Here is a 24,117-nt window from a genome sequence, read left to right as displayed (position 1 = left end):
AACTCCTCCGTTGTTGCCGGGCTAGCGCGGCGCCATGCGCAACGCGCCGTCGAGGCGGATGACCTCGCCGTTGAGCATGGTGTTCTCGCAGATGTGCTTCAGCAGGCCGGCATATTCGTCCGGACGACCGAGGCGCGGCGGGAAAGGCACGCTGGCGCCCAGGGCATCGCGCACCTCCTGCGTCATGGCGGCCATTATCGGCGTCTCGAAAATCCCGGGCGCGATGGTGACGACACGAATGCCGTGCCGTGCCAGCTCCCGCGCGGCCGGCAGTGTCAGCGCGGCCACGCCACCTTTGGACGCCGCATAAGCCGCCTGTCCGATCTGCCCGTCGAAGGCCGCGATAGAGGCCGTGTTGACGATCACGCCGCGCTCGCCGCCGGCGTCGGGCTCGCCCTCCGCCATCGCCGCCGCGGCGAGCCGCAGCATGTTGAAAGTGCCGACGAGATTGATGGCGACGGCGCGGGCAAAAAGATCAAGGGAATGCGGAGCGTTGCGTCCCACGATCCTTTCGCCCGGCGCCACGCCGGCGCAGTTCACCAGCCCATGGATGCGTCCGAACACATCCATCGCAAGCCGGATGGCGGCGACGCCATCGGCCTCGCTGGTGACGTCGCCCTGCTGGAAACGCACCCTGCCGCCCAATCCGGCTGCCACCGCCTGGCCCGCATCGGCGTTGATATCGATCGCCAGCACGCTGGCGCCCTCGCCGGCGAGCATGCGGGTGACGGCCGCTCCCAAACCGGAGCCGGCCCCTGTCACCAGAAATGTCTTGCCTTCAATCTGCATCCAACATGCCCCGTCTTCAGGGCATATTGGCTGCAAGCGAAGTGGCATACGATGACCGTAGGACCGAGATTTGGTGATCGATTTTGCAATGTTTCGGGACTGCTTTGCCTGCGCGTCAGTTCGCCGACGCGTTGTCGCGCAGATCGATATCGGACGAGGCTTCGCGGCGGAACAGGGCCGGGCTCTTGCCGGTCCATTTGTGGAATGCGCGATGGAACGCGCTCGGCTCGGAAAAGCCGATGTCGGCGGCAAGGTCGGCGACGCTGCGTCTGCCGTTGAGCAGGGCCTCCATCGCCAGCGCCCTGCGCATCTCGTCCTTGATCGACCGGTAGCTCTGGCCCTCCGACTGGAGCCTGCGGCGCAAGGTCGGCGCCTGCATGCGCATGCCGGCGGCAAGCCGCTCGAAGCTCGGCCACGCCGCCGGCGCGGTGGCGTGCAGGCGTCCGCGTATGGCCGCCGAGAGCCCCTCGTCATGGCGGTAGCGCACGAGGATGTTGGCCGGTGCCTTGCGCAGGAATTCGCGCAAGCCGCAGGCGTCGCGGATGACCGGCAGCTTCAGGAATTCGGCGTCGAAGACAAGGCGGCTCTGGGGCTGGTCGAACCGCACCGGCGCACCGAAGAACAGACGGTAGTCGCTTCCCGTCGGCGGGATGCTGCATTTGAAATCCACCCAGCGGATGGGAAGGCGCCGGCCCACCAGCCAGCAATTCACGCCATGGACGATGATCCAGAAGGTGCGGTAGGCGAAGGCCGAGCGCAGCGGCCCGGAATCGCTCAACCTGATTTCGGCGAGCCCATCCCCGACGATCAGCTCGCCATGCGGATCGTCGAGCACGGCGCGCAGGAAGCGCAGGCCCCTGCGCAAGGCATGCTCCAGCGTCTCGGTGGTGAGCAGCGCCTGGCAGAGCAGCGCGAAACTGCCGGCCCGCATCGGCCTGGCGCCTTCGCCGAAGAACTCGTCGTCCATCTCCTGCGCGACGGCATGCCAGAGCGCGCCATATTGCTCGGTCGAGATCGGCCCGGAAATTACCGGCGGCAGCCCGACGCTCGCCAACAGAGGCTCGACCTCGACGTCGTGGCGGCGAAGGCATTCGAGCGTGTCGTCCATGAAACAGGGGGCGATCATCCGGCGCTGCATCGCGTGGGGCTCCGTCCTCCTTCTGCTAGCGCTCGCCGCGATCGAAGGTGGCGGCGCCGACACCCTGTTGCCGCAGGGCGGTCCTGGCGACCTTCTCCGTCGGTGTCCGGGGAAGCGGCGTGTCGGTGATCTCGATGTAGCGCGGCACCATGTGGCGCGGCGCCGATGCTCGGAAATGCGCCAGCAATTCGGCCGCCTCCAGCGTCGAGCCAGGCCGCCGCTGGGCCACGACCATGATGTCTTCCTCGGTGAACTCCGACGGAATCCCGAACGCGGCGCTCTCGACAATGTCGGGGTGCTTCTCGGCGACGGTCTCGACCTCGTAGGCCGAGATGTTCTCGCCGCGCCGCCGGATCGCCTCGTTCAGCCGGTGCTTGAAATAGAGCCAGCCATCCTCGTCCAGGCAGCCGGCGTCGCCGGAATGGTACCAGAGGTTCCTGAGCGTCTGCACCGTCTTGGCGTCCGCCCGGTAATAGCCGGAAAACATGCTCCAGTTCTTGCGCGGGCGCGACACGATCTCGCCGACGGATCCGTGCGGCAGCGGCCGGTCCTTGTCGTCGACGATCGCGACTTCCCAATCGGGATGCGGACGGCCGCAGGAACCCGTTCTCGTATCTCCTACGGTGTCGAGGGTCACGAAACCCGTCTCGGTCTGCCCGTAGCCGGTGACGAGCCGCATACCGAAGCGCCGCTCGAACGCCTCCTTGTCCGGCACCATGGGGATACACTGGCATATGCGCACTGGATTGGCGCCGTCGCCATCCGAGGGCGGCTGGCGCGACAGGATGACCGCCATGGCGCCGAGCAGGTTCGTCGCCGTGGCGCCGCTGGCCCGGACCTGGTCCCAGAAGCGCGAGGCGCTGAAGCCGTCGACCAGCGTCGTGCGGGTGCCGTAGATCAGCGGCAGATAGACGCCGAACATCTGCGCGTCGGTGTGGAACAGCGGCAGTGCCGAGAAATAGCTGTCGGCGGTCGTGTAGCCGAGATTGAGCGCCATCCCCGCCGCCCAGGAATAGCAATGATGGTGGGACATCAATGCGCCCTTCGCCGGGCCGGTGGTGCCCGAGGTGTAGAGGATCGCCATCGGGTCGAAATAATGGGTGTCGGCGAGATCGAAATCCGGCTGTCCGGCCATGCATTCCTCGAAGGAGACGATGCGGCCGATCCTGATGCCGGCCGCCCGGGCCTCGCTCGGATCGACGCCGACGAGGATGAGCGTGCGCAAGTCCGGCAGACGGTCCTGGACCCTGGCGAGATCGTCAAGCGCGCTGGCGTCCGCGACCAGAACCCCGGCGCCGCAGTTGTTGAGGTTGTGGCAGAGCAGGTCGCCCTTCAGGCCCGGATTGCTAGGCACCTCGATGGCGCCAAGGCTCGACACAGCGAACCACGTCGCGACCAGCTCGAAACAATTGGGCAAGAGCATCGCTACCCGGTCGGACTTGCCGATACCGAGGCCGCGCACGCCGCGCGCCAACCGGGCCGAAGCGATCCGCATCTCCTCGAAACTGGCGGAACGTCCGCAGATGTCGATGAACGGGCTGTTGCCCAGGCGCTCGGCCTGCTGCTGCAGGATTTTCGGCAGCACCCGGTTCTCCAGATCGTCGTCGTCCTGGCCCGGGATGTAGAAGGAAGGGGCGAGTTCAAGCATGGTCATGGATCAAAAATTCTTTGCCCGCGCCTGGGCGTCCAGAGACAGGAAACCGCTCACCGTGGCCCTGGTCTCGAGCGCCATCGCGTCGGCAAGGGAAGAGTGGAAGCCGTTGTTGATGGCCTGCTTGATGTCCGCCACGGCGCTTTCCGGACGCTCCGCTATCGCCAAAGCGAGTTTTCTCGCCTCGTCGAGCAATTGCCTCTCGGGAAAGAGCTTCCAGGCGATGCCGACCTCGAGCGCTTTCCTGGCATCATGCTTCTCGCCCAGGATCATCAATTCCTTGGCGACCTGCGGCCCTGTCTGCTTGGTCAACAGCGCGGTGATGCCGCCGGTGACGAACAGCCCGTAGGTGACTTCGGGAAAGAACCAGCGCGCGTTGTCGGCGAAGAGCGTGAAATCGCAATTCACCGCCCATTCGAGCGCGCCGCCCACGCACCAGCCATGCACCGCGGCGATGACGATCTTGCGCGACTGCATGATCTGCAGGGTGATGTTCTGGATGGCGTCCACCCAGGCCTGTGTCGTGGCCTCCGAGGTGGTCTGGGAGTCGAGGTCCTTGAGGTCGTCGCCGGAGCAGAAGGCGCGTCCCTCGCCATGCAGGATGACGGCGCGGATCGACGGGTCCGCTTCGGCCTGCGCCAGCGCCTCGGACAGCCCGTCGACGAGCTGCCTGTTCATGGCGTTCAACCGTTCGGGACGGTTGAGCTTGACCCAGGCGATTGCGCCGTCGTGCCTGGAAATGACTGCGCCCATCTTCTCGTCCCCCATCTTGGCATTCTCCTCAAACGATCATCGGTTCGGCGTAAGCGCCCCAGACCTCGCGCAGCGCAGCGCAGATCTCGCCAAGCGTCGCCTTCGCCTTCACGGCCTCGATGGTCTTCGGCAAAAGATTGATGTCGTCAGACTTCGCCTGCTCGGCGAGTTCCTTCAGCAATTCCCTGACACGGGCGTTGTCACGCCCCGCCCGCACCGCCTGGAGGCGGTCGATCTGCAGCTGCGTGCACGCTTCGTCATAAGGATGGATGTGCACCTCGGCCGATCGGCTGGCCTCGTCGACATAGCGGTTGACGCCGACCGAGATCTTCTCGCCGCTATCGATCTTCTGGAACGTCTCGTAGGCAGAGTCCGCGAGCTTCTGCTGGAACCAGCCTTCCTCGACCAGCTTCACGGCGCCACCGCGCTCGTCCACTTCGTCGAGAAGCTTCCAGATCTCGGTCTCCATGTCGCGGGTGAGCCGCTCGATGAAATAGGAGCCGCCGAGCGGATCGATGACGGAGGTCACGTTGATCTCGTCGCGGATGATCTGCTGGGTGCGGATGGCCAGCTTCATGGCCTCTTCGGTCGGGATGGCGAAGGCTTCGTCGAGGCCGTTGGTGTGCATGCTCTGGCAGCCGCCCAGCACGGCGCCGAGTGCCTGGATGGCCGTGCGCATGAGGTTGTTGTGGTGCTCGACCTTGGTCAGGCTCATCGCCGCGGTCTGCACATGCACCCGCAACCGCATGGACTCCGACTTCCTGGCCTTGAAGCGTTGCGCCATGATCTTGGCGTAGACGCGCCTTGCTGCCCTGAACTTGCAGATCTGCTCGAAGAAATCCTGATGGCTGATGAAGAAGAAGGACAGACGGGGCGCGAAGTCGTCGATGTCCATGCCGGCGCCGGTAACCTCCTCGCAATAGGCGATGGTGAAGGCCATGATGAAGGCGATCTCCTGCAGCGCGTTGCCGCCGACATCCGAAAGGTGATAGCCGCTGAGGCTGATCGGATTGATCTTCGGCGTCGCCTTGGCGCTGTACATGATGAGGTCGCGCAACAGCCTCACCGCCGGGCGCACCGGATAGATCCACTCCTTCTGCGCAACGTATTCTTTCAGCGGATCGGCCTGCAACGTGCCCGCCAGCTTGTGGAGGTCGTAGCCGCGCCGTTCCGCGACGGCGACATACATGGCGTAGACCACCCAGGCCGACGGATTGATGGTGAGCGAGACCGAGATCTTTTCCAGGTCGATCCCGTCGAAGAGCCGGTCGACATCGTCGACCGTGTCGATGGCGACGCCGACGCGCCCGACTTCACCGAAGGCCCGTGGATCGTCCGAGTCCAGACCAAGCAGGGTCGGCAGGTCGAAATCGGTGGAGAGCCCGGTCTGGCCGGTCTGGATCATGTATTTGTAGCGCTGGTTCGTGGCCTCGGGATTCCCGAAGCCGGCGACCTGCCGGATGGTCCAGGGCCGGCCGCGATACATCGTCGGATAGGCGCCGCGGGTGAAGGGATAGGCGCCGGGGAAACCGAGCTCGTCGGCCGGAATGTCGGCGATGTCGGCGGCCGTGTAGACACGCTTCAGCGGAATGCCGCATTCGGTCTCGTAGACCGGCTTTTCCTCCGGCCTGCTGCCAAGCGCGGCGGCGAGTTCCTTCTCCTCCCACGCGGTCTGTTTCTCGCGGATGTCCTCGATCGCGGTTTGCGAGAACAGGTTCATGTCGCTTGCCCCTCGTTCGTCCAGCCGAGCAGAAGGCGAGCCGCGCCGGCGGGGTCCATGTCCCTGTTGACGACGGCCCGGATGTGCTCTCCGATCTCGCCGGCCCGCTCATCGAATTTGCGCTGGAAAAGATATTTGGCCGCGCCAAGGATCCGCGTCCGGCAAATGCCCCGCTGCCGCTCGACCAGCTCGCCGCTTTCGCGCAGATGCGACCAGTGCCTGGAAATGGCGTCCTTCAGCTCGCCGAGCCGCTCGCCCGAGACTGCGCTGACCGCAAGCACGGGCGGCGTCCATTTCGATCCCGCCCTTTCCGAGCCTAGGGTCATCATGCCGCACAGGGCCGAAACGGTCGCCGCCGCCTCCGGCTTGTCGGATTTGCTGACCGCGTGGATATCGGCGATCTCCAATATGCCGGCCTTGATCGCCTGTATGTCGTCACCGAGACCGGGTGCCGAGAGAACGACGATGCTGTGCGCCGCCGTCACCACCTCCACCTCGTCCTGGCCGACGCCGACGGTCTCGATGATGATGGGCGAGTAGCCGGCGGCGTCGAGGACGTCGACCGCCTGCAGCGTCGATCGCGCGAGGCCGCCCAGATGGCCGCGCGTCGCCATGCTGCGGACGAAGGCCTGGGAGGACGAAGCCGCCTCGCTCATGCGCACCCTGTCACCGAGGATCGCGCCGCCGGAGAACGGGCTGCTCGGATCGACGGCGACGACGCCGACCTTGTGCCCCTCCGACGCGAAAGCCCGGATGAGGGAAGACACGAGCGTGGACTTGCCGGCTCCCGGAACGCCGGTGATGCCGACGACATGCGCCTTGCCGGTGTGCCTGTAGATTTCCGCCAGCGCCGGCGCTGCCTCCGGATAGCCGGCCTCGGCGCGCGTGATCATGCGGGCGATGGCCGCAACGTTGCCCGAGAGGATCTCGGGCACAAGCTCCGTCGATGGCCTGTATGCCGCGCGCTTTACCGGTCGCGAAGGCATGGAGACGGTCATATGCGACCACGAGCGGCAACCAGGTTCCTGATCGTCGTCACGATCAGTTCGGCCCTCGCCTCCTGCGGCACGATCGCGTCGACGCCGCTGTCCCACAGGGCTGCATAGTCCTGTTCGGGGATAACGCCGCCGGCGACAACGAAGATGTGGTCCGCCTTCTGCTCGCGCAGGCAGCGCCCCAATTCCCGGAACAGCGGAACATGCGAGCCGGAAAGAAGGCTGACGCCGATGACGTCGACGTCCTCCTGCACCGCCGCCGCCACCACTTCGTCCGGCGACTTGTAGAGGCCGGTGTAGACGACCTCCATGCCGGCATCGCGCAGGATCCGCGCAACCACCTTGGCGCCCCGGTCGTGCCCGTCCAGCCCCAGCTTGGCGACAAGCACGCGGATGGTGCCAGTCGCCGCGTCCCGGTCCGGCGCGTCGCCCATAGCCTGTTCGGTCATGCTCGCTTCGCTCATCGGTTTCTGTCCGTCACTCGGCAGCCATGCGGCCGCTCGCGGACAGCACCGCCTCGATGGCGTCGGAGATCGTGCGCAATCCGAGGTCGAGCTCCTCCTCGGAGATCGTCAGCGGCGGGGCGATGCGGAACACGCCGCCCATGCCGGGGAGCTTGACGATGTTCATGCTCAGTCCGCGCTTGAATGCCTCGGCGGCAATTTTCGCGCCGAGCTCGTGATCGGGCTCGCGGCTCTCTCCGTTCTTGACGATCTCGACGCCCAGCATCAGGCCGCGACCGCGGACATCGCCGATGCATTCGAAGCGCTGCTTGAGGCCGGACAGGCCGTCGAAAAGCCTTCTGCCGAGATGGCGCGCGCGCTCGACAAGGCGTTCCTCTTCCACGACGTCGAGCACGGTCACGCCGACGGCGGCCGGCAACGGATCGGAGACGTGGGTGGTGTAGAACAGGAAGCCGCGCTCATGCGCGGTTTCCTCGATTTCGGCCGTCGTCATGACAGCCGCCAGCGGAAGGCCTGCGCCGATGGTCTTCGACAGAGTGAGGATGTCCGGCGTGACGCCGTCGCGCTGGAAGGCGAACATATCGCCGGTGCGGCCGACTCCGGTCTGCGCCTCGTCGAGGATGAGCAGCATGCCGCGTTCGCGGCATTTCTGCTTCAGCGCCGCGAGATAGCCCTGCGGCAGCTCCAGCATGCCGCCGCTCGACAGGATCGGCTCGGCGATAAAGGCCGCGAGGCTGCCGGTCGACTGGCTGTCGACCAGGGCGAACGCGTCATCGAGCTCGGCCGCCCAGTCGAGCGAGCCGTCGGGTTTCTTGAAGCGCGGGCGAAAGCTGTTCGGCGCCGGGATCGCGATCGAGCCGACCGCCGCCGGGCCGTAGCCCTTGCGCCCGGCGCTGTAGGTGGCGGAGGCCGCAACGCCGGTCATGCCGTGCCAGCTTTTGGAGAAGGCGACGATCTCGTGCTTGCCGGTCACCAACTTCGCCATGCGGATGGCCGCCTCGTTCGACTCCGCGCCCGTCGAAAGCAGGAGCGCCCTGTCGAGGCCGGGCGCCAGCCCGGCGAGGCGCTCGGCCAGCTCGACAACCGGACGGGACAGCATGCCGCTGAAGAGATGCGCGACCGTTTCGACCTGGCGGCGCACCGTCGCGACGATCCTCGGATGCGCATGCCCGAGCAGCGCGCTCATCTGGCCGGAGGTGAAGTCGAGTATGGGCCGGGCATCGGCGTCGTAGACGAACGAGCCTTCGGCCCGCTCGATGATGGCGGGCTCGAAGGCGCCGCCATATCGGATGAGGTGCTTTCGCGCCGCCGACCAGAAGGCATTGTCCAGGTTTCTCGACATCTCGCAGCCTCGCTAAAACGCAAGCCCGGAGATTAGCGGCTGGCGCTACAGCAGTAAAATTGATAGATATCGGACTCCGTTATCAATGGAATTGATATGCCCGCGCCCCTCGATCTCAGATTGCTGTCGACCTTCGTCCGCGCGGCGCATTCCGGAACGCTCAGCGCCACCGCCGTGCAGGTCGGGCGCACGCAATCGGCGGTGACGATGCAGATACAGCGGCTCGAAGACGCGCTCGGCGGCCAGAGCCTGTTCCATCGAAGCGGTAGCGGCGTGCGCCTCACCGGCAGCGGCGAGCGCTTCCTTGCCTATGCCGAGCGCATCCTCAAAATCCACGACGAAGCGGTTTCGGCTTTCTCCGGCAAGGGCCTGCAGGGATCGATCATCTTCGGCAGCCCGGAAGACTATCTGAGCGCCTTCTTTCCGACGCTCTTGAGAAGTTTCGGGAGCCTTTATCCGGACATCGAGATCAAGGTGGTGTCGGCACCGACCGTCGAGCTGCACAATCTTCTGCATGCGCGCCAGGTCGATCTGGTGCTGGTCTCCATTCCTGACGCGAGCGCCTCCAGGGAGGTCGTGCGCACGGAAGCGATGGTCTGGGTCGGCAGCAAGCCGACATTGGAGATGCACGAGTTCGGCGAGACCGTACCGCTGGCCCTGCCGGCATCGAACGCCATGGACCACAAGGCTGCCTGCGACGCCATGGCCCGCGCCGGGCTGCGCTACAAGATAGCCTATGCCAGCAACAGCCTTACCGGCCTGATAGCGGTGGCGCGCTCCGGCCTTGCGATAAGCGTGATGACACAGAAAGCCGTCCCGCCGGATCTGTTCATCCTCAACGCACCGCTTCCGAGACTGTCCCGGCTCGGCGTTCTGATCGCCTTTGCGGAAACCACGCGATCGCCGGCCATCGAGGCGTTCGCCAATCACATCCGAGGTATCCTGCCGTCGCTGTAATCGGCTCGCCGCCGTCAAGATGGGGCGAGCAATGGTCCAACCATCGATTAGCCCTCCCAGAGGCAGCCAATCCCCGCTAGATGTGGGGGCGCATCGGATGAGCTATCGGGAGCAAAAATGATCCTACTGACGAGAGCTGTGGTTCAGCCCTGGAATTGCGACATGATGGGCCACATGACGACGCGGTTCTACGTCGCGTTCTTCGACGACGCCATCAACATCCTGCTCGGACAGGCGACCGGCTGGGCGCCGACGACGCCCGAATGGGCCGACAGGGGGTGGGCGGACGTCCGGCATGAGATCGACTTCGTCGGCGAGGTGCCATCGGGGGTCATCGTGGAAATCTACGGCACGGTCCGCACTGTCGGCCGCACGTCGATCCAGGCGGATTACGAGATGCGCAGGCTCCATGGCGGCGAACTCGCGGCCAAGCTGGCCGCCAAGACGGTCTTCTTCAATCTTGCGGAGCGGAAATCCACCCCGCTGACGGAGCCTATGCTCGAGCGCCTGAAATCCTGGATGGCCGCTGCGCCAAGCCATGGCGGCGAGGCTTGAGCTGCGTCGATGGCGCTGAGGGCCAGGGAAGGCTCCCAGCCGAGATCGATCAGCTCGCAAGCCCGCCAAAACACAAATATTTCAGCTCGAGAAAGTCATCCAGGCCGTATTTGGAGCCTTCGCGACCGAATCCCGATTGCTTGATGCCGCCGAAGGGCGCCACTTCGGTCGAGATCAGGCCAGTGTTGATGCCCACCATGCCGTACTCCAGCGCTTCGGCAACCGCCCAGACGCGGCTGGTGTCCTTGGCGTAGAAATAGGCGGCGAGCCCGAATTCGGTGTCGTTTGCCATTTCGATGACGTCGTTGACCGTGTCGAAGCGGAACAAGGGCGCCAACGGGCCGAACGTCTCTTCCCGGGCGACCGCCATCCGCGAGGTTACCCCGGTCAACACCGTCGGCCGGATGAAGTTGCCGCCGAGCGGATGGTCCGGGCCGCCCGCGACGATGCTGGCGCCTTGCGAGACGGCATCCTCGATGTGGCGCCTGACCTTGGCGACGGCGCGCTCGTCGACGAGCGGGCCGATCTCGGTGCCCTCCGCGAAGCCGTCGCCGACTTTGAAGCCATTGACGCGGCTCGCCAGCTTCTCGGCGAACGCATCGTAGATGCCGCTCTGCACATAAAGCCTGTTGGCGCAGACGCAGGTCTGTCCGGCATTGCGGTATTTCGAAACGATCGCGCCTTCGACGGCAGCATCGACATCGGCATCGTCGAACACGATGAAAGGCGCGTTGCCGCCGAGCTCCATGCTGAGCTTCATCACTTGCGCGGAGGCTTGCGCCATAAGCGTCCGGCCGACCTCGGTCGATCCCGTGAACGTGAGCTTGCGAACCTTGGCGTTTTCGCAAATCTCATCGCCGAAGTCCGAACTCTTGGTGATCGGGACGATGCTCAGCAGCCCGGCCGGCACGCCTGCCCTTTGCGCGAGCACGGCCAAGGCCAGGGCGGAGAGAGGTGTCAGCGCCGCCGGCTTGAAGACCATCGAGCAGCCCACCGCCAGTGCCGGAGCAATCTTGCGCGCCACCATCGCCGAGGGAAAATTCCAGGGCGTGACCGCGCCGACGACGCCGACGGGCTGCTTGATGACGATGATCCTCTTGTCGCGGGCATGGCCGGGAATCGTGTCGCCATAGACCCGCTTGGCTTCTTCGCCGAACCACTCGATGTAGGATGCGCCGTAGAGGATTTCGCCTTTGGACTCGGCGAAGGGCTTGCCCATCTCGGCGGTCAGGATCGTCGCCAGGTCGTCGAGATTGGCAATGGTCAGGTCATACCAGCGCCGCAGGACGGCGGCGCGCTCCTTGCCGGTGCGGGCCGCCCAGTCCTTTTGCGCGACATAGGCCACGTCGATCGCCTTGGCGATCTCGGCGCGCGTGAAATCGGGCAATGTCGCCAAGACTTCGTTGGTCGAGGGGTTGGTGACCTCGAACGTCTTTCCGGACTGGGACCGGCCAAGCCACTCATTGCCGATCAATCCCTGTTCCCGGATCAGATCCTTGTCCTTGATCTTGCCAAGCAGTGTCGCGGATACGGCCATGGTCAGGCACCTTCACTGGATTGCGATTGGCCCTTGAGGAGAAGCGCCCGGGCCTGGGCGGTGATGGGCGCGTCGATCATCCTGCCATCGACGAGGCGGGCCGCGCCGTCCCGAGCGGTGTCGACGACGCGCCGCGCCCAGCGCAATTGTTCTTCGCTTGGCCGGAATGCGGCAGTGACATGCGATATCTGGGCGGGGTGGATGCAAAGCTTCCCGCCGGCGCCGTGGTCCAGGGCCTGCCGGCATTCGAAGGACAGCCTGGCGGTATCCGTCACCTCGAAGGACGGGCCATCCAGCGGCAGGGCCTTGCCGGCGGACCTGCTGGCCACGGCCAGCCGCATCATGGCATGCGCCCTGAGGGCCTCGGAGGCGGCCACGCCCAGGTCGAGGGCGAAGTCGGCAGGCCCGAAGGCCAGTGTGGCGACATGAGAATGACCGGCCAAGGCAGCCGCTTCCTCCAGCCCACGCGCCGTTTCGATCAGGGCGATGATCTCGACGTCGTCACCCAATGCCTGCACGACCGCATCGAGCGTGACCGGCGACTCCGCCTTCGGCAGGCATATGCGTCGCAGTCCCAATGCCTTGAGCGCGGCAATATCCTCGCCGTACCAGCTGCTGTCCGCGGCGTTCACGCGAACATAGGCGGGGTTATGCAGCGCCAGCATCTGGCGGAGGTTGGAGCGGGCGGCGTCCTTGGCGGCAGGCGCGACCGCATCTTCGAGATCGACGATCACCGCGTCGGCGCCGGACCGGTCGGCCTTGTCAAACCGTTCCGGCCGATCCGCCGGTACGAACAAAGGCGCGACCAAAGGGCGGCGTTGGGTGCCGTGCGGGCTCATGGCGCCGGATCCCGACCGACATCGGCCTCCATATGGACGACACCGCCGTCGCCTTGGGCCCAGAACCGCTGGGCGTCAGGGGAAGCGGCGATGGTCAGGCGGCGGCCGGCGATCGCCGGCGCAACGCCTCGATAGCGGAAAGTCGCCGGGATGCCCGTGCCGTGAGCCGCCGCGAGGTTGAGCATCAGCGTGGCTTGCAGCGGGCCGTGGACCACCAGACCCTCATAGCCTTCCGCCTGGGTGGCGTAAGGCAGGTCATAGTGGATCCGATGGCCGTTGAACGTGATGGCCGAATAACGAAACAAAAGCGTGGACGACGGGACCACGGTCCACGACCTGCCGACGGGACGGCCTGGCGCCGGGGCGGTCTTCTCGCGGTCCGGTGCGACGTGCTTCGGCACCGCGGCCTCGCGATAGACGATATCGTGCCGTTCGCTCAGCGCGATGCCGCGTGACGTATGATAGCGATGATCCACCGCGACGAACCAGAGCTCGCCCGACCTGCCTTGCTTGCGGACAATGTCGCGGATCGTGGAGACCCGCCGGACTTCATCGCCGATCCGCAAGGCGTCGTGCACCTGCAATTCACCACCCGCCCACATGCGGCGCGGCTGGGGCACCGGCGGCAGTGACAGGTTCATGGCCGGATGGCCATCGGCTCCTAACTGGTCCATCGCGGCGATCGCCGGCGACAGGCACCAATGGATGCCCAACGGCGCGAAGCCGGCGGCCACCGGCGCGAGATGGGGCTCGAATATCGCCCTGAAGCTTTGCACGAGGCGCTCCGAAACGACATCGAAGCTCTCGCTTTGACGGCCAATCCATTCGGCGAATGGCTTCTGCTCGGTCGCGTTCACTTCACTCGCCCGTCAGTAGGAACGTGGCATTCCGAGCACATGCTCGGAGAGATAGGACAGGATGAGGTTCGTCGAGATCGGCGCCACCTGGTAGAGTCGGGTTTCGCGGAACTTGCGCTCGACATCGTATTCTTCGGCAAAGCCGAAACCGCCATGGGTCTGGACGCAGGCATTGGCGGCCTCGTTCGAGGCATCGGCGGCCAGCATCTTGGCCATGTTGGCTTCGGCGCCGCAGTCGAGGCCGGCCTCGTAGAGACGCGTCGCCTCGCGGACCATCAGCTCGGCCGCGCGCATGTTGGCATAGGCCCTGGCGATCGGAAACTGGACGCCCTGATTGGCACCGATCGGCCGGCCGAAGACGTTGCGCTCGCAGGCATAGGCCGAGGCCTTCCCGATCAGCCATTTGGCGTCGCCGATGCATTCGGCGGCGATCAGGATCCGCTCGGCATTCATCCCGGACAGGATATAGCGGAAACCCTTGCCTTCCTCTCCGACCAGGTTTTCGGCAGGGACCCTGACGCCGTCGAAGAAGACCTCGGTCGTGGAGTGGTTCATCATGGTGCGTATGGGCCGGATCGAAAGACCCTGCTTGAGTGCCTCGCGCATGTCGAGGATGAACACCGACAAGCCTTCGGTGCGCTTGGAGACCTGGTCCTTCGGGGTCGTGCGGGCAAGCAGCAGCATGAGGTCGGAATATTCGGCCCGGCTTGTCCAGATCTTCTGGCCGCTCACGACATAATGATTGCCGTCCTTGCGGGCGAATGTGCGGATCGAGGTCGTGTCGGTGCCGCTGGTGGGCTCGGTGACACCGAATGCCTGCAGCCTCAGCTCGCCAGAGGCGATCTTCGGAAGATAGCGCTGCTTTTGCTGCTCATTGCCATGCCGCAGCAGCGTCCCCATGACGTACATCTGCGCGTGGCAGGCGGCGCCGTTGCACCCGGCGCGCTGGATCTCCTCGAGCACGGCGGCCGCCGCCGAAAGCGTCAGGCCGGCACCGCCATACTCCTCGGGGATCAGCGTCGCGAGGTAGCCGGCTTCGGTCAGCGCGTTGACGAAATCCAGGGGGTAGGCGCGGTCGGCGTCGAGCTTGCGCCAGTATTCGCCCGGAAACCGCTCGCAGAGCCGACGCACGGCCTCGCGGATCTCCTCGTTGTCGACATCCTTGAACATCAAGCGCTCCGCGCGGCACGTGCCTGGGGACGCGCGTCTCCAGCGATTTCAAACAAACCCAGCGAGCGCACCGGACGGTTATCGGGCAGTGCAAGGATGGCGCCGATCAGTTCGTCGGCCCGGGCTTGCGAACTGCCGCCGGCAACGAGCTGCGCGCGCGCTTTCTCGGAGAGCTCGGCCGCCGTCACCGGATTGTCGGGATCTCCCTTGGCGTCGTGTCGCGCGGCGGAAAGGCGCCGGCCGGAAGCCGTCTCCACCTCGATTTCAGCGCCCCACGACTCGGGGTAGGCAGCCTCGATCCTCGGCGCCAGCCCGACGTCGACTTTCTTGCGTTCGCCCGCCATCCGCTGCCGGGCATCGGCATCGAAGCTCGCCTGGTCGACGCGGCCGTCCGCCAGTGCGATCGCCACCGTGTGCTGCAGGGAGAACTTGGCGCTGTAGGGATCCTCGGGGGCAGGCCGGTCGCACACGTCCAGCGCGGCCCGGTAAGCGCCGACCTTCACCTTGGCGATGGCTTCGCCGGCTATCTCCTTGTGCAAGGCGATGGCGCCGTCGATCGCCGGATGGGTATGACGGCAGCAGGGCCATGGCTTGATCGAGGTGTTGATCAATTGCCAGGGCCGTTCGGGCGCGGCCGTCACCGCGTCCGGAATCGGGTCGGCGCACAGGCCCGCATAGAAGCCCTTTTCGCCCTCCAGGATGTTTTGCGCGCCCGTGAAGCCTTCCCTGGCCAGGAACGATGCAAGCACGCCCGACTCCGCTGCCCGGGCGGTATGAAGATGCTTGCTCATGGCGCCTTCGGCCAGGAACTCCCAAAGTCCCGATGACTGGGTCCCGGCGTTGCCGAGCGCCCAAACGGTCCTGTCGTCATCGAGGCCGATGAGCTCGGCCACGGCAAAAGCCGCGCCGAACGGCCCGCAGGTCGAGGTGTTGTGCCAGACCCGGTAATGCTTCTTGCCGACGGACATGCCGACGCGGCAACAGGCTTCGTATCCCGCGAGAACCGCGCGGAGGAACGCTTCGCCGCCAAGGTCGTGATCGTGGGCCACGGCCCAGGCCGCGGGAATGACGACGCTTCCCGGATGGGTCACCGAATCCCGATGCAGGTCGTCCATCTCCAGAATATGGGACAAACCGCCGAGATAGAACGCCTTGCGTGCCGTATCCGCCCGCGCCGGCGGCGCGACCGCCTTGAGCATGCGGGCAGGTTCGGTCGGCAACGCGCCAAGCGCGCAGCCAAGCGTATCCAGGACGAACAGCGATGCCCATTCCAGATCGCGTTCGGTCACCGGCTTTTCACGGATCAACCGGGTCAGGTCGCGGGTCAGGCTCATAGCGTTCTATTCCCTATGCGTTGGGATCCAGCCGTTTCCGGCGGACCGAACTCCCGCCGCAAAGCCACATCGTGTTCGCCAAGCGAGGGCACCCTGCCCAGTTCGGGGCGCTTGCCATCGACCGTGACCGGCGGCGCGAAAAGCTCGACCGGACCGATCGCGGTCTCGACCGCGACCCTGGTCGCGCTGCGATGCGCCGCCAGATCCGCCATGGTCGACACGCGGCCATATCCAAGGCGCACCTGGTCCAGCAGCTCGCACAGCGCTGACATGGTGTAGGGCGCCAGGATCGCCTGCACGCATGCGTCGAGCGGTTCGCGGTTCTTGATGCGCAGGACGTTGCGTTCGAATCTCGGATCCGTCGCGACCGACGGCTGGCGCAGAACGCTCTCGCAGAAGACGGCCCATTCGCGTTCGTTCTGGACGGCGATCAGGATTTCCCCATCGCTCACGCGAAACAGTCCGTAGGGCGCGATCGACGGGTGGGCGAGGCCGAGCCGGCTGGGCTCCTTGCCGCCGTAATGGCGCGCCAGATAAGGCACGTTCATGTATTCGGCGAGGGTGTCGAACAAGGAGACTTGCAGGTGAGCCCCTTCGCCTGTCCGGGCGCGCATGATCAGGGCTTCGAGGATGGCGGCATAGGCGGCCTGGCCGGTGGCGATATCGGATATCGATATGCCGACGCGGGTCGGACCCGACGTCGCCGATCCCGTGACGCCAGCCAGACCCGCTTCCGCCTGGATGAGCAGGTCATAGGCTTTCCGATCGTGATCGGGCGTTCCCGGCGCGTAGCCACCAATGTCGCACACGATCAACCTGGGGAACCGCCGCCTCAAGTCGGCGCTGCCGATGCCCAGCCGGTCGGTGGCGCCGGGCACCAGGTTCTGGATAAACACGTCGGCCGTGGCGAGCATCGCTTCGACCAGCGCCAGATCATCCGGTCGCTTCAGGTCGACGGTACAGGATTGCTTGCCGCGGTTGTTCCAGATGAAATAGCTGGACAGGCCGTGGACGTAGTCGTCGTAGCCGCGCGCGAAATCGCCCTCGGGGCGCTCGAGCTTGATGACGCGCGCACCGGCGTCGGCGAGCCGCGACGTCGCCAGGGGCGCAGCCACGGCTTGCTCCAGCGAGACGACGGTTGTTCCCTCCAGCGCGCCTGGCATGGCTCGCTCCTTATCCTGCTTTTCCGATACCATCGCACCGGAAGGGTCCCCTCCGTCAAATAGCGTTTTGTAATGGGAGGTATAGCGAAACGACACAGTCGACCGTCCGCCCGCCGTGCCCTAGCCAAACAGGTCGGGGCGCTGGTTTTCGTCGGAAAGCTCGGCGCTCCAGGCCTGATCCTTCACCAGCTGGCGCAGTATATCCCACGACAGCTGACCCACTGCCCGGGGAGCCGTCTGCAGCGGGCGTTCCGTCGAATAAGCCAGATACACTTTCCGGGTGATGGGCGGGTCTTGGAAACTCCATGCCCGGAACAGGCCGGCCTGGGTCTCGGCATTGATCGCCATCCGCGGCAGGATGCCGAAACCGATACCACGGGTCACCAGTCGCTTGATCTGGGTATAGGAGTCGATTTCGATCGCCGGGTTGATGGCGACTTGGACCGACGTCGCGACGGCTTCGATCAGCTCCCGCAGACCGTGGCCGGGGCCCGGCACGACCAGGGGCAACCCGGCGACGTCGCGCAACTCGACGGAAGACCCCCGAAAGTCGCCGGCGCCCGCCATGGACGGGTTGGCAAAGAGACAGATTTCCTCGGACAGGCCGTGGTGAACCGCGAGACCCCTCGGGTTCGACGTCGCATAGATCATCGCGAGGTCGACTTCGCCGCGCTTCAACCACTCGAGAATGTAGCCGCTCATCGCCTCGACGACGCGGATGCGCACCTCGGGGAAGCGCTCGCGCGCCGCTTCGATCAGCGGCGCCGCGAGAAGCTCGCTCACCGTGCCCGGAAGGCCGAAGCGCACTTCGCCGCGCGGCGCGATGGCGGCGCCCCTGACGCTGTCGCTGATTTCCGCGAACTCGGCGAGAATGCGCTTGGCATGCACCATGAGCCGCGCGCCGGCTTCCGTCGCGCTGACGCCGTGCGGCCCGCGATGAAGGAGCGGAAGCCCAAGCTCCTCCTCCATATGCCTGACATGCTGGCTCAGCGCCGGCTGCGCCACATGGAGCTGCGTGGCGGCTTTCGAGAACGAACCGCTTTCGACGACCTGGGAAAAATATTTAAGCTGACGAAGATCCAAAACGGCTCCCTGCGGCCCATCAAGGGACACCGTATAATATTTCGTTATTGAGGCAACGGCAAAATAGCGGCGATCCGTCTATCCCTGCCCCAACAAGACCGCTTCCGCGCTGCCCTTGGATTTCCTGATGCGTCCTGCCAGCCGCCGGATTTCGTCGATCAAAGCGGCCAGCACTGCATGCTGGGAACCGACGTCTCGGGGCCGAACGATGGCGATGGTGCGGGCCATGTCGCTGCCCTCTATGGCATAAGCGCTCAGCGTGTGTTCCTCCAGTTCGCGTGTCACGCTGGAATGCGGCAGGATCGTCGCGTATTGCGTGCTCTTGTCCGCGATGACGGCTTTCACGGCGCTGAGTGAATCGAGTTCGAGCTCCGGCTTCAGCGCAACACCTCGCCGCTGATAGACCCGGTCGATGATCCGCCTCAACTCATGGATCTCGCTCGGCAGTATCAATCGCAGCCGGCCGATGTCTGCAAGTCCACGTGGCGCATCGGCCGTGTCGACCGCATAGGACGTCACCAGCACGAGGCGCTCCGCGAACAGATCGACGACGTCGAGCCGATCCGGAGAACCGGGCCGGTAGGTAAGCGCAGCGTCCAGTCGGCCGCCGCGCATGAGACTGGCCAGGTCGCCGCTATAGGCTTCCACCACATTGAGCGTCACGCCCCGATATTGGGCTCCGACGAAATTGCGGATGTCCTCGAGAAACAGCGGTGCGATGGTCGGGCATATTCCGAGCACGATCTCGCCTTTGAGCTTGTCCGAGCGCTGGCGCACCGTGCGGACGGCGTCATCCAGCCCATCGATGTGCAGGCGCGACTGGCCAAGGAGAAAGCGCCCCTCGGTCGTGGGCTCCGCACCGCGTCCGCTCCGCTTGATCAAGGCGATGCCGACTTCCTTCTCGAGCAGCTTGATCTGCCGCGTCAGCGACGGCTGGGCCACGCCGATGGATTGGGACGCACGCGAGAAGCCGCCATGCTCGCAGACCGCAATGAAATAGCGCAGGCGCCTGAGGTCGATGCCTTCCATGCCCCGCCGCCCCCGCTAGACCGTGATGGCGTTTCGTTGAATCGCCATCACGATCCAGCTCTTTGTTGGAGCATGATCTTTCTCCGAAAACCGGTTCCCACTTTTCAGAATCATGCTCTACCGGCCTGTCACGCGATCGAGGAGCCGTGCGATCCATGGCGTTGTCGTCGGCTCGAACAGCGGGTTGATGTCGGGCACGAGGACGATCTTGTGGCGCGGAAGCTCGTCGATGACGGAGAGACGTCCCCGATAGGCCAGCCACCACACGATGAACACGCCGACAAACCAGAAGAGGACCTGCCAGATCAGGAGCGACGGCACTCCCGGCGCCACGACGGTCCCGGCAAAAACCGGCTCGCTGAAAAAGCTGTTGCCAAGGATCGCGCCGGGCCCGAGCGCAAGGAACGCCCATAGCAGCGTCAGGGACCATTTTGCCGTTGTGGCCGCCTGGCCTCCGTTGCGCGCCCGCTGGCCCTCCGCGAAAGCGTCGTGGAGGCGATCCCTGCGATCCCGCTCGGAACCGGCGCGGGTAAACAGGCTGACAAGCAGGCAGGCCGCGAAATTGGTCGCCAGTCCCCATCCCGCGGAATGAACCGTCAACGGCCAGCGGCCCCATGGCAGGTCGACGAACAACCGCTCGAACAGCACCAGCCCGAAGCTCTCGGTGAACATGACGCAAAGGCTGCCGACGATCAAACCGGCGAGCACGCCGCTGCGGCTGATCCAACGCACCCAGCACAGGCCGAGCACCGCCGGCAGCAACTGCATGGACAGGCTGAGCGTGAGGGACGAGAAGATCGTCGCGCTGAGTGGCGCAAAGCTCGCAACGGCGGCAACGGCTCCATAGACAAGAGCCAAGGTCACGCGCGCGGCAAAACGGCTCGCGCGCCCGTCCATGCCCGGAATGACATAGCGAGACGTCAGCTCGATGGTGCACACCGATGCACCCGATCCGGCAAAGAATGCCACGGCGATCTGGCCCGACGCGACAAGAAGGACAGTAAAGCCCACCGCCACCGTCGGATCGAGCGTCGCCAGACGGGCGGTAAAGGCCGTCAACGAACCGGCGGCCGAAATCTCGGCGGCCAGGACCGGCCCGACCAGCATCAGGGCGCCGGCCGCGACACCGGCGATCATCCAGACCTGGCCGAACGCGAAACCACGGCGCGGCGCGCTCGTCACACCCAGGAAGCTGAAGCCGGGGCTGAGCGCGATGCCGCCCAGGGACAGCGCGAAGGTCAGTCCCGCAAATGTGGTCCACAAGCCGCCGGCCGGCAGTTCCTTGCCAATGCCGGCGCTGAACTGGATCACGCCTGGAATCTTGTCCGGGAGCACGCCGCCGGTTGTGCCGATACCGGTGGCGGCAAAAGCCAGCTTGTCGATCGCAAAGCCCATGAACCCACCGAAAAAGACGATGAGGGCCAGGATCAGCAGGGACTGGGCGGCGACGAAGTAGGCGATCGCGCGCCAGCCGCCGATCACGCTGCAGAGAAACAGCGCGAATGCGATCGACCAGATCGCCAGACCGGACGGGATGTCGTTGGCGGTCGCGGCGCTTACCAGCGCGCCCGCCTGGGACAGGCACATGGCCGAGAAGGGGATGCTGAAAAGGAACAGCACGAACAGCATGTAGATGCGCAGGGTCGTGCTTCCGAAATAATCGCCGAGCAGGTCGCCGAGGGTGCGCAGCGAGGTCAGCCGGGCCGCGAGCCAGATCCGCTTCTGCGTGATGGCGGCGGCCAGGGCCACGCAGATGAGGCCGACGGCGACCTGATTGTACTGCAGGCCGAAAGTGGAGAGCAAACGCAGATGATCGGGAAGGCCGAGGCTGGCCAGTGTGACGCCGGCGCTGGCGAAGATGATCACCCATGGCGGCAAGGCCTGGCCGGCATCGACGAAGTCGCCGGGCTCCTGGGCGTGCCGATTGCTGATGGTCGCAAGGTAAAGCCCCAGGACCGCGACGATGCCGAGGACGGAAGCCAGCAACGGGCTCATCGATCGTCTCCCGCCGGGCTGGTTGGATCCCGGTCGCCCGCCCGGAAGTCGCGGATGACGTCGAAGGCGTCAAAGGCCTGCCGCGCTCCGAACCGTGTGATCAGGTAGAAAACGATCACGGCCCCGGTCGCGATGAACCCGATGCTGACCGGCAGGAAGTTGCGCGCGGCAAAGGGCGCGCTGACCAGCGACAGGATCACGAACAGCACCAGCGCGAACCCATAGATGACGAGACCGAGTGCCAGCTCGCGGGGCGAGAAGCCGGTGCCGTAGACCACATTGACGATCACGTGGGCGACGAAGCCGGCTAGGACGGCCGCGAACCCGGAAAGGACGTAGGGCGCTCCGCCCTGGCCAAATCCGTAGTCGAACAGGATCGCGGCGGGCAAGGCGGCCGCCAGCCAGCACGCCATGACCAGGGCGTGGCGGTCCAGCGCTTCGTTTTTGCCGAGCGGGGTCATCGAATGCTCTCGCTAGTTGGACTCGCTGCTCAAGGGCGCGTTCAGTCGTCCTTGTCCTTCGGCGTCTCCGGTCCCTGGAAGTTCCGGAACGACATGCCGCCGGCGCTTCCGAGGTTCTCGATCGGCAGGCCCAGATCCTTCATGAGGCCGTCCACGAAGGCGACCTGGGTGCGATATTTCATGGCGGAATTCACGACGCGGTCCGTCATGTTGCCGCCGCCCGAGCCACCTTCGGCGGTCCCGAGGGTCTCGGACGGGCTGTTGAGTCCGGGCAGGCCGTCGACCTGAAGGATCTTGATCGACTCGATGTTCTCCATCGGCTTGACCGTCTCGCGGATGATGCTCGGCAGGTTCCGGACGAGGTTTTCGTAGATGGCGCTGCGCCTGCTGGCGTCCGAGCGGGTGTTCTCGGACTCGTTGAGCATGCGCTGGCCGGCGGCGTCCTTGGCATAGCGAACCTCGGCCGCGTTGGATTCGGCGATCTCGGCCAGGGCCCTGAGCTCGGTCGCCTCCTTCTCGGCCTTGGCCGAAGCGACGACGCGCTGGGCGTCGCGCTCGACCCTCGACGAGGACTGGATGAGCTCCACCCGCTTGATGCGCTCGGCCACTTCCTCTTCGCGCGCGCTGTTGATCTGCTCCTCCATCTCGACCTGCTTTTTCAAGGCCTCGGCGGCTTCGGTCTTCGCATAGGCCTCCTCGATCGACTTGTTGATGACCGCGATGAGGCGCTCCTTGTCGACGATCTCGACCTCTTTCTGCTGCTCGATCTCGTACTTGTCGACGAACTTGCGCGCCGCGATGCGCAACTCGTCGATCTGGCGGTTAGCGGCGATCGAGGCGTCCTGGATCTCCTGGAACGCCTTGGTCTCGGCAAGCTTGATCTTCTGGTTCTTCTCGATCTCGAGCTGAACGATCTCCTCGTCCACCCTCAGCCGCTCGACATCCACATCGTAGCGTTTCTGGAGGCGAGCCTTTTCCTGATCGGCCTCGGCGAGCTCGCTGCTGATGCGGACCTCTTTCGACTTCGCCACGACCAGCAATTCGATCGCCTTATCGGTCTCGATGCGATGCGCCTCGGTCTCGCGCTGCTTCTCCAACCTGGCCTGGTCGACTTCGGCGGTGGACGTCGTCTCGATGATCGACAGCTCCTGGCGGGAGCGGATTTCCGACTCCTTCACATGCTGCTCGTTCTCGATCCGCTCCGCCTCGACTTCGCGGCGGTTCTGGATCCGCTGCATGTCCAGCTGGCGCCGCGACATGATCTCGGTCATTTCGGTCTCTTGCTGCTTCTTGATCTCCAGCGAGCGCACCTCCGATTGGGTGTTGATCCGTTCGGAGTCGATCAGACGGTCCTTGGCGATGCGGATCCGCTCGGCTTCCTGCTCACTGCGGATCCGGGCGTTCTGAATGCTGATCGTGGAGCTCGACCTTTCGGCCTCGATGTCGGCGAGTTGGGTGGCTTTGCGGATTTCGATCGCCTGCGCCTGCTCGATGCGGGCGTATTCGAGGTCGCGTTCGATCTCCAAAGCCCGCTGCTCGGTTTCGAAATCCTTGAGCTTGATGCCGATCCGCGATTCGTTTTCGATGCGGTTGCGGAGCAGGCGGCGCTCTTCGATCTGCTCGGTCAGCTGTGTCAGACCTTCGGCATCGAAAGCGTTCGAGGGATCGAACACGGAAATGTCGGTCTGGTTGAGGCTCGTCAGGGAGGCGTTCTCCAGCTCGAGGCCGTTCGACCCGAGGGTCGTCGCCGCGAGGGCGGCCACCTCGCTCATGTAGCGGCCGCGGTTGGTGTGGATTTCATCCATCGTCATCGTCGACGCGATGGCCGACATCGCATCGACGAACCGGCCTTGGACGATCTCCTTCAGCGCGGCCGGATTCTGGGTGCGCTCGCCAAGGGTGCGGGCGGCGATCGACACGCCGGCTTCCGTCGGCACCACGCGCACGAAGAACTCGGCGACGATGTCGATGCGCATCTTGTTCCTGGTGATCAGGGACTGCTCGCCGAGCCGGCGGATTTCCACCGGGATCGCGTTCATGTTGACACGCGTGATGTCGTGGACGATCGGGATGATCAGCGCGCCGCCGCCCATCACCACCCGCTCGCCGCCGAGGCCGGTGCGCACGAAGGACTGGTCCTTGGACGAGTGCCTGTACAGCCAATGCAGCAGATAGACACCGATCGCGATGATGATCGTTACGAGAATAACGACTGCAATCAGATCTGAGCCATTCATGAGAATATCCTCCACTTAACCGCGTGCGCCGGGCGTGCCGGCGCGAAG

General features: G+C 65.2%; 21 protein-coding genes. 2 read left to right on the top strand and 19 right to left on the bottom strand.

From position 1 onward, the window contains the following. Nucleotides 1-21 precede the first annotated feature (21 nt). From LB572_RS01940 to LB572_RS01905, 8 genes are all read right to left on the bottom strand, one after another. Nucleotides 22-789, bottom strand: a complete 768-nt coding sequence (locus LB572_RS01940; protein ID WP_140803061.1) for an SDR family NAD(P)-dependent oxidoreductase — start codon at nt 787-789, stop codon at nt 22-24. A gap of 115 nt (nt 790-904) precedes the next feature. Continuing rightward, nucleotides 905-1,927, bottom strand: a complete 1,023-nt coding sequence (locus LB572_RS01935) for an AraC family transcriptional regulator (RefSeq protein WP_224666487.1) — start codon at nt 1,925-1,927, stop codon at nt 905-907. Nucleotides 1,928-1,952: 25 nt separating this feature from the next. Then, the gene (locus LB572_RS01930; protein ID WP_224666486.1) at nt 1,953-3,581 is read right to left on the bottom strand and encodes an AMP-binding protein; all 1,629 of its coding nucleotides are present in this window, start codon (nt 3,579-3,581) and stop codon (nt 1,953-1,955) included. A gap of 3 nt (nt 3,582-3,584) precedes the next feature. After that, on the bottom strand, nt 3,585-4,346 hold the full coding sequence (locus LB572_RS01925; RefSeq protein WP_224666485.1) for an enoyl-CoA hydratase/isomerase family protein: 762 nt from the start codon (nt 4,344-4,346) through the stop codon (nt 3,585-3,587). Nucleotides 4,347-4,359: 13 nt separating this feature from the next. Next, complete coding sequence (locus LB572_RS01920; protein WP_224666484.1) at nt 4,360-6,051, bottom strand: methylmalonyl-CoA mutase family protein; 1,692 nt, start codon at nt 6,049-6,051, stop codon at nt 4,360-4,362. After that, nucleotides 6,048-6,986 (bottom strand): methylmalonyl Co-A mutase-associated GTPase MeaB, encoded by a 939-nt coding sequence (meaB, locus tag LB572_RS01915; protein ID WP_224666483.1) that lies wholly within the window; start codon nt 6,984-6,986, stop codon nt 6,048-6,050. Before meaB ends, LB572_RS01920 begins: the two co-directional genes overlap by 4 nt. 59 nt (nt 6,987-7,045) lie before the next feature. Further along, nucleotides 7,046-7,495, bottom strand: a complete 450-nt coding sequence (locus LB572_RS01910; protein WP_140803108.1) for a cobalamin B12-binding domain-containing protein — start codon at nt 7,493-7,495, stop codon at nt 7,046-7,048. A 28-nt stretch (nt 7,496-7,523) separates the two neighbouring features. Beyond that, entirely contained in the window at nt 7,524-8,852 is a 1,329-nt protein-coding gene (locus LB572_RS01905) for an aspartate aminotransferase family protein (RefSeq protein ID WP_224666482.1), read from the bottom strand. Between the two features lie 96 nt (nt 8,853-8,948). Between LB572_RS01905 and LB572_RS01900 the strand changes: the two genes are divergently transcribed. Both LB572_RS01900 and LB572_RS01895 read left to right on the top strand, forming a co-directional pair. Beyond that, on the top strand, nt 8,949-9,809 hold the full coding sequence (locus LB572_RS01900; RefSeq protein WP_224666481.1) for a LysR family transcriptional regulator: 861 nt from the start codon (nt 8,949-8,951) through the stop codon (nt 9,807-9,809). 117 nt (nt 9,810-9,926) lie between these two features. Further along, entirely contained in the window at nt 9,927-10,364 is a 438-nt protein-coding gene (locus LB572_RS01895; protein ID WP_224666480.1) for an acyl-CoA thioesterase, read from the top strand. Between the two features lie 49 nt (nt 10,365-10,413). Here the strand turns inward: LB572_RS01895 and LB572_RS01890 are convergent, their stop codons facing one another. The 11 genes from LB572_RS01890 to LB572_RS01840 all read right to left on the bottom strand — a co-directional run bounded on the left by LB572_RS01890 (nt 10,414) and on the right by LB572_RS01840 (nt 24,069). After that, nucleotides 10,414-11,901 carry an NAD-dependent succinate-semialdehyde dehydrogenase gene (locus LB572_RS01890; protein WP_224666479.1) on the bottom strand — a complete coding sequence of 496 codons (1,488 nt, stop codon included), beginning with the start codon at nt 11,899-11,901 and terminating at the stop codon, nt 10,414-10,416. A 2-nt stretch (nt 11,902-11,903) separates the two neighbouring features. Further along, nucleotides 11,904-12,740, bottom strand: a complete 837-nt coding sequence (locus LB572_RS01885; protein WP_224666478.1) for an HpcH/HpaI aldolase/citrate lyase family protein — start codon at nt 12,738-12,740, stop codon at nt 11,904-11,906. Then, entirely contained in the window at nt 12,737-13,597 is an 861-nt protein-coding gene (locus tag LB572_RS01880; protein WP_140803071.1) for a MaoC family dehydratase N-terminal domain-containing protein, read from the bottom strand. The genes LB572_RS01885 and LB572_RS01880 overlap by 4 nt, the downstream gene beginning before the upstream one ends. 12 nt (nt 13,598-13,609) lie before the next feature. After that, a complete protein-coding gene (locus LB572_RS01875; protein ID WP_140803072.1) occupies nt 13,610-14,767 on the bottom strand; it encodes an acyl-CoA dehydrogenase family protein in 1,158 nt (385 codons plus the stop codon). After that, nucleotides 14,767-16,101: an MmgE/PrpD family protein gene (locus tag LB572_RS01870; protein WP_224666477.1), complete on the bottom strand. Its 1,335-nt coding sequence runs from the start codon at nt 16,099-16,101 to the stop codon at nt 14,767-14,769. The genes LB572_RS01875 and LB572_RS01870 overlap by 1 nt, the downstream gene beginning before the upstream one ends. Next, nucleotides 16,098-17,360, bottom strand: coding sequence for a CaiB/BaiF CoA-transferase family protein (locus tag LB572_RS01865; RefSeq protein ID WP_318013964.1), 1,263 nt, complete (start codon nt 17,358-17,360; stop codon nt 16,098-16,100). Before LB572_RS01865 ends, LB572_RS01870 begins: the two co-directional genes overlap by 4 nt. 24 nt (nt 17,361-17,384) lie before the next feature. Next, a complete protein-coding gene (locus tag LB572_RS01860; RefSeq protein ID WP_224666476.1) occupies nt 17,385-18,347 on the bottom strand; it encodes a LysR substrate-binding domain-containing protein in 963 nt (320 codons plus the stop codon). A 78-nt stretch (nt 18,348-18,425) separates the two neighbouring features. Continuing rightward, nucleotides 18,426-19,376: a LysR family transcriptional regulator gene (locus LB572_RS01855; RefSeq protein ID WP_224666475.1), complete on the bottom strand. Its 951-nt coding sequence runs from the start codon at nt 19,374-19,376 to the stop codon at nt 18,426-18,428. A gap of 117 nt (nt 19,377-19,493) precedes the next feature. Next, on the bottom strand, nt 19,494-21,371 hold the full coding sequence (locus LB572_RS01850; RefSeq protein WP_224666474.1) for a hypothetical protein: 1,878 nt from the start codon (nt 21,369-21,371) through the stop codon (nt 19,494-19,496). Continuing rightward, entirely contained in the window at nt 21,368-21,832 is a 465-nt protein-coding gene (locus LB572_RS01845; RefSeq protein ID WP_224666473.1) for a hypothetical protein, read from the bottom strand. The genes LB572_RS01850 and LB572_RS01845 overlap by 4 nt, the downstream gene beginning before the upstream one ends. 41 nt (nt 21,833-21,873) lie before the next feature. Beyond that, the gene (locus LB572_RS01840) at nt 21,874-24,069 is read right to left on the bottom strand and encodes a flotillin family protein (protein ID WP_224666472.1); all 2,196 of its coding nucleotides are present in this window, start codon (nt 24,067-24,069) and stop codon (nt 21,874-21,876) included. Nucleotides 24,070-24,117: the final 48 nt, after the last annotated feature.

The organism is Mesorhizobium sp. BH1-1-5 (assembly GCF_020165615.1).
Lineage (GTDB): Bacteria > Pseudomonadota > Alphaproteobacteria > Rhizobiales > Rhizobiaceae > Mesorhizobium.
This window is presented reverse-complemented; position numbering and strand designations above follow the sequence as displayed.

Excerpts from the sequence above, each read along its gene's own strand:
- LB572_RS01885 (WP_224666478.1), bottom strand. The coding sequence starts at position 12,740 with ATGAGCCCGCACGGCACCCAACGCCGCCCTTTGGTCGCGCCTTTGTTC.
- LB572_RS01930 (WP_224666486.1), bottom strand. The coding sequence starts at position 3,581 with ATGACCATGCTTGAACTCGCCCCTTCCTTCTACATCCCGGGCCAGGAC.
- LB572_RS01910 (WP_140803108.1), bottom strand. The coding sequence starts at position 7,495 with ATGACCGAACAGGCTATGGGCGACGCGCCGGACCGGGACGCGGCGACT.
- LB572_RS01925 (WP_224666485.1), bottom strand. The coding sequence starts at position 4,346 with ATGGGGGACGAGAAGATGGGCGCAGTCATTTCCAGGCACGACGGCGCA.
- LB572_RS01935 (WP_224666487.1), bottom strand. The coding sequence starts at position 1,927 with ATGCAGCGCCGGATGATCGCCCCCTGTTTCATGGACGACACGCTCGAA.
- LB572_RS01905 (WP_224666482.1), bottom strand. The coding sequence starts at position 8,852 with ATGTCGAGAAACCTGGACAATGCCTTCTGGTCGGCGGCGCGAAAGCAC.
- LB572_RS01850 (WP_224666474.1), bottom strand. The coding sequence starts at position 21,371 with ATGAGCCCGTTGCTGGCTTCCGTCCTCGGCATCGTCGCGGTCCTGGGG.
- LB572_RS01855 (WP_224666475.1), bottom strand. The coding sequence starts at position 19,376 with ATGGAAGGCATCGACCTCAGGCGCCTGCGCTATTTCATTGCGGTCTGC.
- LB572_RS01895 (WP_224666480.1), top strand. The coding sequence starts at position 9,927 with ATGATCCTACTGACGAGAGCTGTGGTTCAGCCCTGGAATTGCGACATG.
- LB572_RS01940 (WP_140803061.1), bottom strand. The coding sequence starts at position 789 with ATGCAGATTGAAGGCAAGACATTTCTGGTGACAGGGGCCGGCTCCGGT.
- LB572_RS01845 (WP_224666473.1), bottom strand. The coding sequence starts at position 21,832 with ATGACCCCGCTCGGCAAAAACGAAGCGCTGGACCGCCACGCCCTGGTC.
- LB572_RS01890 (WP_224666479.1), bottom strand. The coding sequence starts at position 11,901 with ATGGCCGTATCCGCGACACTGCTTGGCAAGATCAAGGACAAGGATCTG.
- LB572_RS01840 (WP_224666472.1), bottom strand. The coding sequence starts at position 24,069 with ATGAATGGCTCAGATCTGATTGCAGTCGTTATTCTCGTAACGATCATC.
- LB572_RS01870 (WP_224666477.1), bottom strand. The coding sequence starts at position 16,101 with ATGAGCCTGACCCGCGACCTGACCCGGTTGATCCGTGAAAAGCCGGTG.
- LB572_RS01920 (WP_224666484.1), bottom strand. The coding sequence starts at position 6,051 with ATGAACCTGTTCTCGCAAACCGCGATCGAGGACATCCGCGAGAAACAG.
- LB572_RS01900 (WP_224666481.1), top strand. The coding sequence starts at position 8,949 with ATGCCCGCGCCCCTCGATCTCAGATTGCTGTCGACCTTCGTCCGCGCG.
- LB572_RS01875 (WP_140803072.1), bottom strand. The coding sequence starts at position 14,767 with ATGTTCAAGGATGTCGACAACGAGGAGATCCGCGAGGCCGTGCGTCGG.